This window comes from Polaromonas sp. P3_B4, from assembly GCF_056402835.1.
On the sequence record NZ_JBFUGQ010000003.1, the window covers coordinates 25,241 to 41,781 of the forward strand.

Annotated in this window: 14 protein-coding genes; 3 read left to right on the plus strand and 11 right to left on the minus strand. The window is 63.5% G+C overall.

Annotated features, from left to right (window positions below):
- Positions 1-333 precede the first annotated feature (333 nt).
- Positions 334-2,067 carry a GMC family oxidoreductase gene (locus tag AC1DVV_RS19820; RefSeq protein WP_457281690.1) on the plus strand — a complete coding sequence of 578 codons (1,734 nt, stop codon included), beginning with the start codon at positions 334-336 and terminating at the stop codon, positions 2,065-2,067.
- A 60-nt stretch (positions 2,068-2,127) separates the two neighbouring features.
- Here the strand turns inward: AC1DVV_RS19820 and AC1DVV_RS19825 are convergent, their stop codons facing one another.
- From AC1DVV_RS19825 to AC1DVV_RS19860, 8 genes are all read right to left on the minus strand, one after another.
- Entirely contained in the window at positions 2,128-2,586 is a 459-nt protein-coding gene (locus AC1DVV_RS19825; RefSeq protein ID WP_457281691.1) for a MarR family winged helix-turn-helix transcriptional regulator, read from the minus strand.
- Between the two features lie 143 nt (positions 2,587-2,729).
- Positions 2,730-3,722: a Bug family tripartite tricarboxylate transporter substrate binding protein gene (locus AC1DVV_RS19830; RefSeq protein WP_477687771.1), complete on the minus strand. Its 993-nt coding sequence runs from the start codon at positions 3,720-3,722 to the stop codon at positions 2,730-2,732.
- Positions 3,723-3,816: 94 nt separating this feature from the next.
- Positions 3,817-4,236, minus strand: a complete 420-nt coding sequence (locus AC1DVV_RS19835; protein WP_457281693.1) for an acyl-CoA thioesterase — start codon at positions 4,234-4,236, stop codon at positions 3,817-3,819.
- Positions 4,237-4,241: 5 nt separating this feature from the next.
- On the minus strand, positions 4,242-5,027 hold the full coding sequence (locus AC1DVV_RS19840; protein ID WP_457281694.1) for an SDR family NAD(P)-dependent oxidoreductase: 786 nt from the start codon (positions 5,025-5,027) through the stop codon (positions 4,242-4,244).
- 77 nt (positions 5,028-5,104) lie between these two features.
- Positions 5,105-6,364: a thiolase family protein gene (locus AC1DVV_RS19845; RefSeq protein ID WP_457281695.1), complete on the minus strand. Its 1,260-nt coding sequence runs from the start codon at positions 6,362-6,364 to the stop codon at positions 5,105-5,107.
- A 19-nt stretch (positions 6,365-6,383) separates the two neighbouring features.
- Positions 6,384-8,240: a feruloyl-CoA synthase gene (locus tag AC1DVV_RS19850; RefSeq protein ID WP_477707242.1), complete on the minus strand. Its 1,857-nt coding sequence runs from the start codon at positions 8,238-8,240 to the stop codon at positions 6,384-6,386.
- 89 nt (positions 8,241-8,329) lie between these two features.
- Positions 8,330-9,103: a crotonase/enoyl-CoA hydratase family protein gene (locus tag AC1DVV_RS19855; RefSeq protein ID WP_457281697.1), complete on the minus strand. Its 774-nt coding sequence runs from the start codon at positions 9,101-9,103 to the stop codon at positions 8,330-8,332.
- A gap of 320 nt (positions 9,104-9,423) precedes the next feature.
- Positions 9,424-10,215, minus strand: coding sequence for a phosphate/phosphite/phosphonate ABC transporter substrate-binding protein (locus AC1DVV_RS19860; protein WP_477702053.1), 792 nt, complete (start codon positions 10,213-10,215; stop codon positions 9,424-9,426).
- Between the two features lie 232 nt (positions 10,216-10,447).
- Between AC1DVV_RS19860 and AC1DVV_RS19865 the strand changes: the two genes are divergently transcribed.
- Complete coding sequence (locus tag AC1DVV_RS19865; RefSeq protein ID WP_477667553.1) at positions 10,448-10,840, plus strand: hypothetical protein; 393 nt, start codon at positions 10,448-10,450, stop codon at positions 10,838-10,840.
- A gap of 160 nt (positions 10,841-11,000) precedes the next feature.
- Here AC1DVV_RS19865 and AC1DVV_RS19870 read toward each other — a convergent pair whose 3' ends face one another.
- Both AC1DVV_RS19870 and AC1DVV_RS19875 read right to left on the minus strand, forming a co-directional pair.
- On the minus strand, positions 11,001-11,462 hold the full coding sequence (locus AC1DVV_RS19870; RefSeq protein ID WP_457281700.1) for a hypothetical protein: 462 nt from the start codon (positions 11,460-11,462) through the stop codon (positions 11,001-11,003).
- A gap of 39 nt (positions 11,463-11,501) precedes the next feature.
- Positions 11,502-12,953 (minus strand): ammonium transporter, encoded by a 1,452-nt coding sequence (locus AC1DVV_RS19875; RefSeq protein WP_457281701.1) that lies wholly within the window; start codon positions 12,951-12,953, stop codon positions 11,502-11,504.
- 515 nt (positions 12,954-13,468) lie between these two features.
- Between AC1DVV_RS19875 and AC1DVV_RS19880 the strand changes: the two genes are divergently transcribed.
- Complete coding sequence (locus AC1DVV_RS19880; RefSeq protein WP_457281702.1) at positions 13,469-14,227, plus strand: sulfite exporter TauE/SafE family protein; 759 nt, start codon at positions 13,469-13,471, stop codon at positions 14,225-14,227.
- A gap of 168 nt (positions 14,228-14,395) precedes the next feature.
- Here the strand turns inward: AC1DVV_RS19880 and mrdA are convergent, their stop codons facing one another.
- A complete protein-coding gene (mrdA, locus tag AC1DVV_RS19885) occupies positions 14,396-16,474 on the minus strand; it encodes a penicillin-binding protein 2 (protein ID WP_457281703.1) in 2,079 nt (692 codons plus the stop codon).
- Positions 16,475-16,541 lie beyond the last annotated feature (67 nt).

Genomic DNA, 16,541 nt, shown 5'->3' on the forward strand with positions numbered 1-16,541 from the left:
CCCGGCGCTTGCCGGCAGTCTGCAATGACGGGCGGCGCCCGATTTGCAAAACAGTCATGGTAACTGCAGGAAACACAAATACACAGCCCAAAAACGCGCTATCGCCTTGGTCCTACAACCCGCCGGGACCCTGTGCCGGAAGGAAAGGCCAGCGGGTAATCCCCGCCGCAGGGATAGCGCCATTTTTGCCACAATCGAGCCACTGCCGCGCGGTCAGCCTCGCGTTAGGCTGGAATGGCAGGATGTGAACCTGCGGCGCAGGAGCACGGCCAAAACAACACGGCCACCCGTCCCATCAAAACACACGGCTGAAAGCCAAGAGACAAAACATCCATGCAAGACGACAGCCAGGTTTTTGACTACATCATCGTCGGCGCAGGCACGGCAGGTTGCCTGATGGCCAACCGCCTGAGCGCCGACGCATCCAAACGCGTGCTGCTCATTGAGGCCGGCCGCAAGGACGACTACCACTGGATCCACATCCCGGTAGGCTACCTGCACTGCATCGGCAACCCGCGCACCGACTGGCTCTACAACACCGAGCCGGACGCCGGCCTCAACGGACGGGCGCTGCGCTATCCACGCGGCAAGACGCTGGGCGGCTGCTCCAGCATCAACGGCATGATCTACATGCGCGGCCAGGCACGCGACTACGACCAGTGGGCCCAGCTGACGGGCGACATGGCCTGGCGATGGGACAACGCGCTGCCGCATTTCAAACTGCACGAAGACCACCACAAGGGCGCTGACGCGATGCACGGCGCGCGCGGCGTGGCACCCGAGCTGATGCAGGACAAGAGCCAGCCCTACCAGAAGCTGCTGCGCCACCACAATTCAGGCGGCGAATGGCGTGTCGAGAAACAGCGCCTGCGCTGGGACATCCTCGATGCGTTCGCCGAAGCTGCGCAGCAAGCCGGCATCCCGGCAACTTCCGACTTCAACCGCGGCGACAACGAAGGCGTGGGTTACTTCGAGGTCAACCAGAAAAAAGGCTGGCGCTGGAATACCGCCAAGGCCTTTTTGCGGCCGGCCTGCTATGCCCGGCCCAATTTCGAATTGTGGAACAACGCCCAGGTGTGCAAGCTGGTGATTGAGCCGCAGGCCGACGGCAGCCAGCGCTGCACCGGCGTGGAAGTGTGGGCCGGCGACGAGCGGGTGACGGCGCACTCGACACGCGACTCGGGGCACATGGGCGAAGTCATTCTGTGTGCAGGCAGCATCGGCTCGCCGCAAATCCTGCAGCTTTCAGGCATTGGCCCGGCCACCCTGCTGCAACAGCACGGCATCCCTGTGCTGCAAGACCTGCCCGGCGTGGGCGCCAACCTGCAGGACCATTTGCAGATCCGTTCGGTCTACAAGGTGCACGGTGACCAGCGCTGGGGGCTGTCGCTCAACACCATGGCCAACACGCTGTGGGGCAAGGCCCGCATCGGCCTGGAGTACGCATTGCGGCAGACCGGCCCGATGAGCATGGCACCGTCGCAGCTGGGCGCCTTCACGCGCTCATCACCCGACCAGCCCTACCCCAACATCGAATACCACGTGCAGCCGCTGTCGCTGGACGCTTTCGGCGAGCCGCTGCACAGCTTCAACGCTTTCACCGCCAGCGTATGCAACCTCAACCCGACCAGCCGCGGCACCGTGCACATCAAGAGCAACCGCTTTGAGGATGCACCGGCGATTTCGCCCAACTATCTGAGCACGGCCGAAGACCGGCAGGTAGCAGCCGACTCCCTGCGCGTGACCCGAAAGATCGTCAGCCAGGGCGCGCTGGCCAAATACAAGCCCGAGGAATTCAAGCCCGGCGTGCAGTTCCAGACGGACGAAGAACTCACACGGCTGGCGGGCGACATTGCCACCACCATCTTCCACCCGGTGGGCACGACCAAAATGGGCAAGGAAGACGACCCCATGGCGGTGGTGGATTCGCACCTTCGGGTCCGCGGCATTCGCGGCCTGCGCGTGGTGGACGCCGGCGTGATGCCACTGATCACCAGCGGCAACACCAATTCGCCCACGCTCATGATTGCGGAAAAGGCCGCCGGGTGGATTCAGGCCGGCATTTGAAGGCAGCGCCGTGTCGAAGCTGCCCGCAAGCCTCAGGCAGCACCGCCCCTTCGAAACAGATCAAAGATAGATTTTTTGCAGAAGACGCACCAGCGTCTTTTTTTCCGCCGCGCTCAGCCGTTCGGTGGCATCTGATTCGAGGCTGGTGGCGGTGCGCTCGGCCTCCCGCATCAGCGCCTCGCCTGCCTCGGTGAGGTACAGGCCCACAGCGCGGCCGTCCTGCGGGTGCGGCTTGCGGTGAACGAGCTCTCGCTTTTCCAGCGTGCCGATTTTCCCGACCAGGTTGGGCGGCAAGATGCTCAGCGCACTGCACAGCTGGCGCGAGGTGATGCCCGGGTTGTGCGTGATCAGCGACAGGATGGAAAAGTCCACGTGACGCAGGTCATACACCGCCATGCGTTTCATGAACAGTTCAATGACCTTGAGCGACGCACGCGTGGCGTTGTAGCCAATCAGGGTTTCAAGGTAGGAGGTATCGACTTCTTCGACAGCGGGCGCTGGTTTGAGGGACGCTGGCATAGGTGGTCAGGAAGCTTTCGTCATCGGGCAATACGGACCGCCGCACGGCATGCGGCCAGTCCAGCCCCGATTATGCCAAGCGGTGCCGATCCATGACCGGTTCCTCAGGGCGCCCGGCATCAGTCGTCGGCACCGCGTTCTGATCAGGACTCGGCGGTAAAGCCGATTTTCTTGATCAGCGGCCCCCAGCGGTCGAGTTCGCGCTTCTGGCTGGTCGCCATGTCCTCTGCCGTGCCGCCGTAGGGAATCAGGCCCACCACCGTCAGCGAGTCGATGACGGATTTGTCCTTGATGGCGGCGTTGATGGCGGCGTTGGCGGCGGCGACCACACTGGCCGGCGTTTTGGCGGGGGCACAAAAGCCGAACCACTCCTCCACGGTCAGGTCGGCAAAGCCCTGCTCGGCGAAGGTCGGTACTTCCGGCACAAAGGGCGAGCGCTGCTTTCCGGACGTTGCCAGGATGCGCAGCTTGCCGGCCTTGTGATTGGGGATGAAGTCGCCGTGCGGCGTGAACATGGCGGCAAGCTGGCCGCCCACCACATCGGTCACGCCGGGCACGGAACCGCGGTAAGGCACATGTTTGAGTTCCACCTGGTTGTTCAGGCCCAGCAAGGCGCCCAGAAAGTGGGGTGTTGATCCCGCAGCGGGCGAGCCATAACTCGCATCCTTCGGATTGGCCCTGGCCCATACCAGGAAGTCCTGAACGGTCTTCACGGAAGCGGGTACCAGCGGCCCCACAGCCAGCCCATGGTGAATCATGGACGCGGTGCCCACGGATACAAAATCGGCGAACGGGTCATAGGCCAGTTTTTTGTAGATGTGCGGATACAGCGACATGCAGGAAAACGGCGTCATGGCAATGACGGAGCCGTCCGTGGGTGCCATCTTCAGCGTCTCCAGCGCGATGCGGCCACCGGCGCCGGCCTTGGTGTCCACGATGGCGTTGTTTTTGGAATAGGCGGTGCCGCCCATCTTGTCGCCGACGCGGCGCGCGCAGATGTCGCCCGCACTGCCGGCGGGGAATCCGTAAATGATCTTGACCTGCTCCAGCGGACTCGCATGGGCAGAGAACGGGGCGAAGCCGGCGGCTGCGGTGAGCGTTGCGGCGGCCTGCACAAAATGACGGCGTGTTTGCATGAAATGTCTCCTTTTTTAATGATGTCCAACGGGTCGAAAAAACAAAACCGAAATCAAAAACTGAAAGACGGAAACAAAAGCGGAACGCGAAGCGTCAGCTGCACAGGGCCCGAATGTCTTGCGGCACGGCAATGGCCTTGATGCGCTCAGGATTCTCCGGACGGCGGATGCAGAAGGCCCGGGTTTCACGGCCTTCGCAGATCAGGTCGTCACCGCGTTTGATCACATGCTTCTGGATGAAGACCTTGTCGCGCCATTCCTCAATGCTGGTGTGAATCTGCAGCGTCTCACCATAGACGGCAGGCTGGCTGAACCGGGTATTGATCTCGAGCAGCGGCGTGCCGATGATGCCGGTGGTCTTCACAAGCTCACGCCATGTTGGCACGCCGCACTTGACAAAAAAGTTCAGCGACGAGGCGTCCATCCACCGCGAGAAATTGGGGAAAAACACGATCCCCGCTGGATCGCAGTCGCCAAACGCAACGGAAACTTCGTAAACAACGGTCTTGCTCATGCTGTTCACCTTGGCGCCATGCGCAATGCGCCATCCAGCCGGATGACTTCGCCGTTGAGATGGTCGTTGGCCACGATGTGCGCGGCCAGCTGGGCAAACTCCTCGGGCTTGCCCAGGCGCTGCGGAAAAGGAATACTGGCGGCCAGCGAAGCCTGCACCGCTTCGGGCAATTGCTGCATCAGCGGCGTCGCGAACAGGCCCGGCGCCACTGTGCAGACGCGGATACCGTGCTGCGCCAGGTCGCGCGCCATCGGCAGTGTCATGCCGACCAGGCCGCCCTTGGAGGCGCTGTAAGCCTGCTGGCCCACCTGGCCGTCAAAGGCTGCCACCGAGGCCGTGAACATCATGACGCCGCGCTGGCCGTCTTCCAGCGCGGGCAGTTTGGCACAGGCGGCCGCAAACAGGCGGCTGGCGTTGTAGGTGCCCACCAGGTTGATGGTGACGACTTTGGCAAACTCTTCGAGCGGCGCAGGGCTGCCGTCTTTGGCCACCACGCGTTTGGCCGAGCCGATGCCGGCAACGTTCATCAGGATGCGGGCCGGGCCATGCGCAGCTGCGGCTTTTTCCAGCGCGGCCGCCAGGCTGGCGCTGTCGGTGATGTCGCACTGGCACGCCACTGCGGCACCGCTTCCGTGCATAGCGCAAATGTCGGCCGCGACTTTTTCCGCACCGGCGAGATTCACGTCCAGCACGGCAACCTTGGCGCCCAGGCGTGCCAGCTCACGGGCAGTGGCTTCGCCCAGCCCGGAGCCGCCTCCCGTCACCAGTGCCGCAAGTCCTTCAATCTTCATGCCTTCTCTCCAGATCGGTTGCTATTGTTTTTATAGCTGCTTGCGCTCGTCCGTTGTGCGCTGCAGCGACTATTTGCTCAAGAAATTTCGGCCCCTTCGGGGTTTTCAAGCAACAGGGCAATGCCCTGCCCGCCGCCCACGCATGCGGATGCAATGCCGTAACGCAGGCCCGCGCGCTGCATTTCACGCGCGACGGTGACCGTCAGGCGGACACCGGTGACCGCCAGCGGGTGACCCATCGCGATGGCGCCGCCATTGACATTGAGCTTGCGCAGATCGAGGTTCAGTTCACGCGCCACTGCCAGCGTTTGCGCGCCCTGGGCTTCGTTGATCTCGAAGCGGCCGATCTGGTCCAGCTTCAGGCCGCAGCGCTCCAGCAGCAGGCGAATCGCCGGCGCGGGGCCTATGCCCATGATTTCGGGTGGCACCCCCACCACCGCGGCAGCCACGACACGTGCCAGCGGTTTTTTTCCATGCGCCTTCACGTACTCGCCCGAAGCCACCACGGCAGCAGCTGCCGCATCCACCAGCGCTGCACTGTTGCCGCCGGTCTGCACCCCGCCGGCGTGAACCACCCGGAGTTTGGCCAGCACCTCGACAGGAGACAAGCGTGCGTGGGTGTCCTGTGCGACTTCCGTGACTTTGCCCTGCAGGCGTATGCCGCGCTTGGCGTAGCCGGCGAGTTCAAATTCTTCCGTGACCACCGGCACAATTTCACCGGCGTGAAAACCTGCCTCGCGGGCCGCCACGGCTTTGGCAAACGAGCTGGAGGCAAATTCATCGACGGCTTCCCGCGTGATGCCGTATTTCTTCGCGAGGTTTTCCGCGGTCTGGATCATGTCGATGCCGGCGGCGGAGTCCTTCAGGGCCTCCCACATGAAGTCCTTGAAGCCGACGGGCGCGCCCAGCTTGAAACCGGTGCGGTGTTCGAAGGCGGCGATCGGGTTGCGCGTCATGCTCTCGGCGCCGACGACCAGCGCCACGCTGGCGGCACCGCTCTGGATCTGCTCGCCGGCCTGGCGGAACAATTCAAAGCCGGTACCGCAGATGCGCTGCACCATGATGGCCGGCACCTCCACGGGAACGCCGGCGTAAAGGCCGATATGACGTGGCAGCATGAACTGCTCAAAATCACCGGGAGCCATGTTGCCGGCAAGCACCGAATCGACATCGCCGCCACTGACACCCGAGCGCTGGAGCACGGCGCGTGCCGCCTTGATGCCGAGGTCGGTGGGCGATATATGGCCAATGGCGCCGCAGTAGTCGACCATGGGCGTGCGGATGCCGTCGAGCATCCAGACGTCTTGGAAAGCGGAGAAAAATCCTTTGGGTTGCATGGTGTTTGTGCGTCGGGTTTTATGGTGCGGGTTTGACAATGGGGTGCGCCGTGTCATCGTGCAGGGCCACCACCAAAGCTTCACGGTGCGTCAGCACGGCGCGCTGGTTGATGGAGCCTTTGTCGGTGACTTCACCCTTGTCGAATGAGGGCGGCTCATGCATCAGGTGCAGGCGCCGGATGCAGCTGGCGCTGCCGGTCGCGCCCTCTGCGAGCTTGTTCATCATCTCCTGAAAGTGCGCCACTACCTGCGGGCTTTCGACGGCCTGGCGCAGCGGCGCATCGGGCGGTAGTCCGGCCAGTGCGCGCACGGCGGGTGTCGGAAACACCAGCGCGCCCACTTCCTTGAGGTTGATGCCCGTGAGTACCACGTCCTGCACGTAAGGCGCTCCCGCAGCGACGATCTTTGCACGCAGCGGGCCCACGCTGACAAAGGTGCCCGTGGCCAGTTTGAAGTCCTCGGCGATGCGCCCGTCGAACTTGAGCCCGAGGTGAATGTTGCCCTCATCAATCCATTTGACGGCGTCGCCGGTACAAAAGAAGCCTTCTTCGTCAAAGGCTGCTGCCGTCTCCTGCGGTGCGCGCCAGTAGCCGGGCGTGATGTTGGGGCCCTTGTAGCGCACCTCGGTTTTGCCGTCGGTGTCCACCAGCTTGAGCTCGATGCCGGGCGCGGGTACGCCGAGGTCGCCGGCTTTCACGTTGGGGTTGGTCACGAAGATGGCAAACGGCGCGGACTCGGTCATGCCCAGGCCGGTCGCCATGACAATGCGCTCGCCCACTTCTTTTTCTTCGGACTCGTACAGGCTGTCCCACACGGGTTGGGCCAGCGCAGCGCCGGCATAAAAAAACATCTTCACGCGCGACAGCAGGTTGCGCCGCAGCTCTGCGTCCGTTTTCATGGCGCTGGCGATGGCCTCAAAGCCGGTGGGCACGTTGAAGTACACCGTGGGGGCAATCTCGCGCAGGTTGCGCAGGGTTTCGTGCATCAGCGCCGGGGTCGGCTTGCCGTCGTCGATGTAGAGCGTTCCGCCATGGAACACCACCATGCCGAAGTTGTGGTTGCCGCCGAAGGTGTGGTTCCAGGGGAGCCAGTCGACCAGCACCGGTGGCTCGTCCTGCAGCACCGGCATGGATTGCGCCATTTGCTGCTGGTTGGCACACCACATGCGCTGGGTATTGATCACCGCCTTGGGCATCTTGGTGGAGCCGCTGGTGAACAGGAATTTCACGATCGTGTCCGGCCCCGTGGCCTGCATGGCGCGGCCTACGGCATCCGAGGCCGGCGTTGCAGCCAGTTCGGCAAACGCCGTGGTGGCGCGCCCTTCGACCTGCCCGGTGGCCAACACCACCTCGACGTCGTCGCCGATGGCTGCGTTGATGGCCCTGGCGTAGCGCGCGCCGTCGGCGGCAAACACCAGGCCCGGCGTCACAGTCTTGAGCACGTGGCGCAGCTTGTCGTAGTCCTGGCTGACCAGACTGTAGGGCGGAGACGTCGGCACAAAAGGCACGCCGGCCAGCATGCAACCCAGCGCCAGCAGCGCATGCTCCAGATCGTTTTCCGACAGGATGACCACCGGGCGTTCGGCACTCAGGCCCCGGTCAATCAGCCCCTGCGCGATGTTGCGGGCCGAGACCCAAGCTTCGGCATAAGTTATGTGCCGCCAGTCGCCGGTTTTACCGCCTTCCAGTTTTTCGCGCCGCGCCATGAAGCTGCGGCCTGGGACCGTCAGCGCCCAATGCTGCAGGCGGTCGGTGATACGGGTCGGGAAGGCTTGCAGGTCCTGGTCTGCGCGCAGATAGCGCACGCCGGGTACGCCGTCGCGCAGGACCACACGGGTCACGCCAAAGGCCATGGGACGAAATTTCGGGGCGCTCATGGTTGTCTCTTCTGTTCTGTCTTCTGTCTTCTGTCTGCTGTCTGCTGTCTCTTTTCTGGATGTCTCTCTTGCCTGCCCGCCCGGCCTGGTCAGCCCTTCTGGACCTTGCGGGCCTTGCCGTCCAGGAAGTCTTTCACGCGGCTCTTGGCTTCGGGTGCGCTTTGCGCCACTGCGGCCATCAGGGCCTCGGTGAAGAACCCCTGGTCTGCCGGTTGCTCGGCAATGCGCGGCAACGCATGCATGAGGGCGTAGTTGGTCAGCGGTGCGTTTTCTGCCACGCGAGTGGCCAGTTCAAGGGCTTTGGTGAAAGCCTGGCCCTCGGGAACCAGGTATTGCGCGATGCCTATGCGCTCACCGTCCACCGCGTTGTAGACACGGCCGGTCAGCATCATGTCGGTCATCCGTGCGGCGCCGATCAGCCGCGGGATGCGCACCGCACCGCCACCACCGACAAAGATGCCGCGCGAGCCTTCGGGCAGCGCGTAGAAGGCGCTTTCGTCGGCAACCCGGATATGGCAGGCACTTGCCAGCTCCAGGCCACCACCGACCACGGCACCGTGCAGGGCCGCGATCACGGGCACCGGGCCGTACTGCACCCGCTCCAGCGCTGCGTGCCACATGCGCGAATGGTGCAGGCCCTGGCTGGCGTCACGCTCCTTGAGTTCGCTCAGGTCAAGGCCCGCGCAGAAGTGGTCACCCTCGCCGCAAAGCACGGCGGCTTTTGTTTCGGGAGGAAGGCTTTCGAACAGGTTCCGCAGTGCCAGGATCAGGGCATCACCCAGGGCGTTGCGTTTGGCAGGACGCGCCAGGCGGACCACGGCGACATTGCCGTGCATTTCGAGATGAAGGTATTTTGGGGTCATGTGAAGTGTGTTTCCGGAAGCCAATTATGGTTATGAATAATAACTATTACAACGTGATTAAGCCTTTTTTTTCTAGTGAAAACCCTAGGGCGTGCCAAGGCATGTTTGCGCGGCGGACCCACCGGCCCGCAAGGCAATCCGCAGGAGGAAACACTGGGTGAAGGATGACCTTCCCCGCAGGGGATGGAGAAAAATGGGTCGCCCGGCAGACGGCGATTCGGCACACCGGGGGTGTGCCACTGCTGACGCTGGTGCGCTTGTGGTCAGTCAGTTACGCTGCGGCACAGCCTGGGGCCGGCAACAGCCGGCAAAGGCCTGGTTCAAATATTGAGCCACTTCAGCAGCTCGCGCATGCGGGCTTCCGACGTGATGTCGAACTGCTCGATGCCGATACGCTTGAGCACGTCCTTGCCGGCATCGCTGGCGGGCAGCGCCAGCAATTCCTCCTGGATCGCCTTGAGCTGTTCGGGCTTGACGCGTTTATGGGCTACCAGCGGGAAGTAGGGCTGCGCCACGCTCTTGTGCAAAATACGGCCGCCCTCTTTTTCCCATTTCTTGGCAATGCCTGAGTAAGAGGCGACACCACCCACATCGGCGAATTTGTTGTCGAGGTAAAAGCCGACAGCCGCCTGTTCGCGCACGAACTGCACGTTTTCCTTGTCCACCAGAATGCCTTTGTCCCTGAGCTCTGCGGCACAGAAGCGGGACATATAGGCAATCTGCTCGGGCAAGGCAATCCGCTTGCCCTTGACGTCGTCGATGGTCTTGAGGGCCGAGCCCTTGGGCGCAATGATGAAGCACTGCCCGTCGGGCTTGGTGCTGGCGATATAGCTGTAGCCGTAGTCGCGCATGCCGCGCGCCGGGTAGTCGCTCGGGCGCGCCATCACCAGGTCGAAGCGGCCGGTCTGCATGCCTTCTTCCAGCTGCTTGAACTCGCGCGCAAACACCACGCTGACCTTGGCCTTCATGGCCTTGCCGATCACCTCGGCCAGCCCCTGGTATTTGGCAATCACCTGGGCGTGGTCCAGCCCGCCCGAGCTTCCTTCGCTGATGCCCAGTATTAGTTGCTGGGCCTGCGCCTGCGCCTGCGCCTGGGCATTGGCAGTGCCCATACAAAACGCGCCGAACCCCAACACCAAGGCCCCTGACATGCAATTCCACCGCATAAGTCCCTCCTTATATATAAAGCTCACGCATGCTACTGCGTGCGTCCTGCGCTGACTAGCGCAATTTACCCCCGGTCCGTTTTCCGGCAGTCTTTATGCCCCGGGGGAGCATCCTGCGTTCGCACACCGATGACACAATGCGGACCACGCCGGAAACAGCCGGTGTCGCATTGACATCATGAAACACCTGACCACCCTTTCGATCGCCCTCCTGCTGGGCGTGCTGTCTGCCTGTAGCCCGGCGCCGCGCGCCAGCCAGGACCCGCTGTCGATTGCCCGCGCTCCGGTGGCCGCGGCCATCAACGACTACCAGCGTTGCGCCCAAAGCGCCTTGCAGCCGCTGAAAGACAACCCGGAGCAATCCGTGTTTGTGCTCGCCGATGCCGCACTGGCGGCCTGCGATGCCGGCCTGGATCAGGTGCGGCGCAGCATCCTGGCGGACAACGCAGGCCACCCGTATGTGGCTGCGTTTGCTGAAGATGCCAGCGCCAACATCCGCATTCGCACCCGCAACATGCTGGCGCACAGCCTGAACCGTGCGCGGGAAGCGCAACCACAACCGGCGAAATAAACCGGCCGCCGGCCCTGCGCCGGCCTATCGCAAGCTCTTCACGAAGCGCGGCGCGTTCGGGGCAAGAACACCGCAGAACCGGCTTTGCCGGGCTGCAGGTGTTGCCACCCTGAAGGGGGGTTCCGGCTACACGCAGTGAGCCGAGACAGGGGTCTACAAGTTATCGCAGGCCCTTCACATAGCGCGGCGCGTTCGGGTCGCGCTGGCGGCGCTCCCGCGGCGACTCGCCCTCGCCGAAGATGGCACCGAATGTCGACTCGATAAAACCTGATTCAGGATAGACCTCTTCCTCGGTATCGATGGACCGGGCGCTCTGGCGGTCGGGCACTGGCGCCGGGGCAAGCACCGGCTGGCTGCGCTCCTTCACCACCTCGGACACCAACTGCACCAGCGGCACGCGTGCCTTGGGCTCGGGGGTGGCCATGATTTCTTCCAGCCGGTCGGCCCACACCGCCAGGTCCACGTGGCCATCCTCGGCGGCTTTTTCCCGCGCAAAACGCGCTATTTCGGCGGCGTATTCCTGGTTACCGGCCATCCACTCGGTGTCGGTCACGCGGCCGGTTTTGCGGCGCAACAGCACATGCAGGTGGGCCGCAACGGCAATTTTTTCACTGGAGGGCATGGTGCGCAATCCTTGAAAGTGGAGTCCGTTGTTTGTCAGTTACGTGCCCAACCGCTCGGCGTGCTGGGTGATGTCCAGGCCGTCGCTCTCGGCGGCTTCGCTGACGCGCAGGCTGACGATCAGCGAGGTGACCCACAAGGCCAGCGCCGTCATGAACAGGCTGTAGAGCATGACGGCGCCTGCGCCTATCGCCTGGGTCATCAGGCTGCCCTCGACACCGGAGATGGCCTTGCTGGCAAAAATGCCGGTCAGCAGCGAACCCACAATGCCGCCCACGCCGTGCACGCCGAACACGTCCAGCGAATCGTCGGCGTTGAGCAGGCGCTTGAGGCCCGTGGCGCCCCAGTAGCAGGCCACGCCGGCCACCAGGCCAAACACCAGGGCCGCGCGCGGCGAGACAAAGCCCGCCGCCGGCGTGATGGCGACCAGCCCGGCGACCAGGCCCGAGCACAGTCCCAGCAGGGAAGGACGCCCGCGAACAATCCATTCGGCCGCCATCCACGAGAGAGCGCCCGCGGCCGCCGCGATGTGCGTGACGGCCATCGCGAGGCCGGCCCGGCCGTCGGAGGCCACGGCGGAGCCGGCGTTAAAGCCAAACCAGCCGACCCACAGCATGCCGGCACCGGCCATGGTCAGACCCAGGTTGAAAGGCGTAAACGGTTCACGGCCATAGCCGTGGCGCGGCCCGAGCGCGTAGGCACAGACCAGCCCGGCAATGCCGGCATTGATGTGCACGACCGAGCCGCCGGCAAAGTCCAGCGCGCCCATGCGCGCCAGCCAGCCATTGGGCTCCCAGACCCAGTGGGCAATGGGTGCGTAGACGACGACGGTCCACAGCGACATGAACACCAGCATCGCGGAGAACCGCATGCGTTCCACAAACGAGCCGACCACCAGCGCGGCCGTGATGATGGCGAAGGTCAGCTGGAACATGGCGTAGACCGACTCGGGAATGTTGGGCGCAATATGGCTCACGGCCACCTTCTGCGCGTCCTTCACGTAGTCCAGCCCGGTGAACCAGAGCCGCTCGGGACCACCCAGATAGTGCCCAAGCGCACCTTTGCCGGGCGTGAAGGCGATGGAGTAGCCCACCGCAAACCAGAGCAGGCTGACAACGGCACAGATGGCGACAACGCAGGCCATGACATTGAGCACGCTTTTCCTGCGCACCATGCCGCCGTAGAAAAGGGCGATGCCGGGCAGGGTCATGAGCAATACCAGTGCGGTGGAGGTCATCATCCAGGCGGTGTCGGCACCATTGAGGGTCTCCACGCCGACCAGTCCCGGTTGGGTCAGCGGCGCCGGGGCGGCCGCTGCAGGCGGCGCAGAGGCCGCAGCCACCGGTGCGGCAGGAGGCGCAGGAACAGCGGCCGGTGCGGGGGACGGTGCGACTTCCGGAGCGCTGGCAGTGACTGCTGGCGGCGCCACCGCCGGGGGAGCCGTGGTCTGTGCCAGGGCTTGCTGGCATGCCAGGCCCAAGCATAAAGACATACCCAAGGCCAGAAATCTGTTCATATGCATACGGTGCCCGCCTGTTCAATCAACCAACAATTGGTAACAACAGGCATAAGTCGTGCCAATACCGCAGTAGCTCGTGTGATGGGACTGCAACGGAAAATATGTACTGCAAAAGTGCGCAAACGATTGGCGTGGTGCCCCAAAAACATCCACAGAACCAGCGGCCGCCCAAAGCCCGGGGCCGGGAAACCCCCAATGCACTGGGACAGTGCGCCCGCTATATTGGATGACTTGCTGACGAGCCTTGCTGCTCGCAACGCGAGGAGCCGAGGAGACACGAGAGAGTCATTAAGAAGTACACAAGCAAAGCGGCATTCCACAAGAGATGCAGATTTGCAAAAAGCGCTGGCAACCCCAGCGCTTTTTTTATGCCTCCGCCCTGACGGGGCCCAACCCTCAAAAACCCTCGCAGCCATTGACTGTCGGGCGCAAGCAGCTATCTATTTGATAGCAATGAGTCTGTTCAATGCGATGGGACAATCCGGGCCATGGAATTATTCATCGTCTCGTTGGCCTCCCTGCTCGCCGGTTTTGTGGACTCTATCGTCGGGGGCGGCGGGCTGATCCTGGTGCCGGCCCTGTTTGCGGTTTTCCCCACCACCCATCCTGCCACCCTGTTTGGGGTGAACAAGGGGGCCTCGGTCTGGGGCACCGCGGTTGCCACGGCCCAATATGCCCGTCGGGTGGAGCTTCGCTGGGCGGCACTGTTGCCGGCGGCGGCCGCCGGGTTCACCGGCTCGCTGGCGGGCGCCTGGCTGGTCACCGTCATCTCGCCGGGCTTTTTGCGCAAGACCCTGCCCTTTGTGCTGCTGGCGGTGTTGCTCTATACGCTGGCCAGGAAGGAGCTGGGCCGCCACCATACGCCCCGCTTTACCGGGCATGCCGAAACCGCGGCGGCCTGCTGCATCGGGCTGGTGCTGGGGTTTTACGACGGCTTCTTCGGTCCGGGCACCGGCAGCTTTTTTGTATTTTTATTTGTGCGCTGGCTGGGTTATGACTTTTTGAACGCGTCGGCTTCGGCCAAGCTGCTCAACACCGCCACCAACCTCGCAGCGCTGGCGCTCTTTGCCTGGAAGGGCCATGTCTGGTGGCATTTCGCCCTCACGATGGCCGTGGCCAACGTGGCGGGCAGCCTGCTGGGCACCCGCCTGGCCCTCAAACATGGGGCCGGGTTTGTGCGCGGGGTGTTTATCGCCGTGGTCAGCTCGCTGATCCTGAAAACCGGTTTTGACGCATTTGCGCGCTGACTGTGCGCAGGCCGTTTGCTATTGATTTAATAGCTGCTTGCGCATGTGCTGTATGGGTTTCCGGCAAATTTGGCTTGAAATCCGGCCATCACCGTTTAATGACCAAATTGGCGCCCGGCCCAATAGGGGCATGCGCAAGCAGCTATCAAATCGATAGCGACGGCCGGCTTAATCGGGGTTGATGCCCGCTGCCGCCATGGGCGGCGGCAGCTTGCTGAGCGCCTCCGCAATCGCCGCCGTCCTGGCTTTGGCGGCAGCGGCAGCCGCGGCGTTCGTGGGGCCGGGGGAAGCGCCTGCTGCGCCGGCCGACAGCTGGCCGGCCACGTCGGCGGCCTGGCGCGGCTTGCCGATGGGCGCTGCCGCCAGCCCCTTCTGCACCGCCACCATGTCTTCCTCGCTCGGGTACTGGCCCAGCAGCACATAGTCAAAAACACGCCGTGCAATCGGCGCCGCCACCCCGGCGCCCCAGCCGGCGTTTTCCACGATCACTGCCAGCGCGATCTTGGGGTCTTCCGCCGGCGCAAACGCCATGTAAACAGCGTGGTCGCGCTGGTACTCTTCCATCTTGCTGCTGTTGTACTTGTCTTTCTGGCCGATGGTGACCGCCTGCGCCGTGCCGGTTTTGCCGCCGCTCAGATAACCCGCGCCGGCAAACACGCGTGCCGAGGTGCCTTCCTGGGTGACGCCAACCAGGGCCTTGCGCACGATCGCGATGTTTTCAGCCTTGTAGCCCAGGTTTTCCGGCGCATCGGCCGGCAGCGGGTGCATCACGCGCGTCACCGGGTCCTGCGTGCCGATCACCAGCCGCGGCCGGTGCTTGACGCCGTTGTTGGCCAGCACGGCCGTGGCCTGCGCCAGCTGCAGCATGGTGAAGGTGTTGTAGCCCTGCCCGATACCCAGTGAGATGGTTTCGCCGGGGTACCACTTCTGGTGCTCCGGCCTTTTATAGGCTTTGCGTTTCCAGGCCTGGCTGGGCAGCACGCCCGTGACTTCACCGCTGATATCGATGCCGGTGATCTGCCCAAAGCCCAGCGGCTGCATGAAGTCGTGCATGGCGTCCACGCCGAGTTCGTTGGCCAGCGAATAGAAGTACACGTTGCTCGACTTCACGATGGCGCGGTACATGTCCACCGCCCCCAGCGCAATGTCGCCGTGGCTGCGGAAGACGTGGCCGCCGAAACTCCAGGAGGCGTTGTCGTTGACGATGAAGCTGGCGGAGCGCTTTCCGGTTTCCAGCGCCGCCATGGCCATGAAGGGCTTGTAGGTGGAGCCCGGCGGGTAGGTGCCGCGCAGCGCGCGGTTGAGCAGGGGCTTGTCCAGCGAATCCCGCAGGTATTGCCAGCTCTCCGTGTCGATGCCGTCCACGAACAGGTTGGGATCGAACGTCGGCTTGCTGACAAACGCCAGCACGTCGCCGGTCTTCGGGTCCATGGCCACCAGCGCGCCGCGCCGGTCGCCGAACATGTCTTCCACCAGCTTCTGCAGGCGGATGTCCAGCGACAGCATGACGGTGTTGCCGGGCGTGGCCGGGTTGCTGGCGAGTTTGCGCATGGCGCGGCCGCCCGCCGAGGTCTCGACCTGCTCGACGCCGGTGGTGCCGTGCAGCTGCTGCTCAAAACTCTGCTCGACGCCGAGCTTGCCGATGTAGTCGGTGCCGCGGTAGTTGCCTTCGTCTTCGCTGCCTTCAATGATTTCTTTTTCCGCCTGGTTGATGCGGCCGATGTAGCCCACCACGTGGCTGCCCAGCTCGCCATAGGGGTAGCTGCGAAACAGCCTGGCCTTGATGTCAACACCCGGAAAACGGAAACGCTGCGCCGCAAACCGGGCGACTTCCTCGTCGGTCAGGCGCGTGCGTATGGGCAGCGATTCAAAACTTTTGGATTCTTCGCGCAACCGCTTGAAACGCCGCTTGTCGCGCACCTGGATGTCGACCACCTTTTCCAGCGCGGCAATGGTTTCTTCCAGGTTGTCGACCTTGGAAGGCGTGATCTCCAGCGTGTAGGCCGAATAGTTGGTGGCCAGCACAACGCCATTGCGGTCCAGGATCAACCCCCGGTTGGGCACGATGGGCACGATGGCCGTCCGGTTGCTTTCGGCCTGCTCGTTCAGGTCGGCATGGCGGTACACCTGCAAATACACCAGCCGCGCCGCCAGCAGAGAAAAAGCACACAGCACCGCAAAGCTGGCCACCAGCACCCGCGCACGAAAGCGCGACAAATCCGCTTCAACGTTGCGCAGCTCAGTCATGATGATGCGACTCTAAAACCGCCAAAAAGTGCCCGCAACACCTGTTGCTGCAAAGGCGATGCGAAGC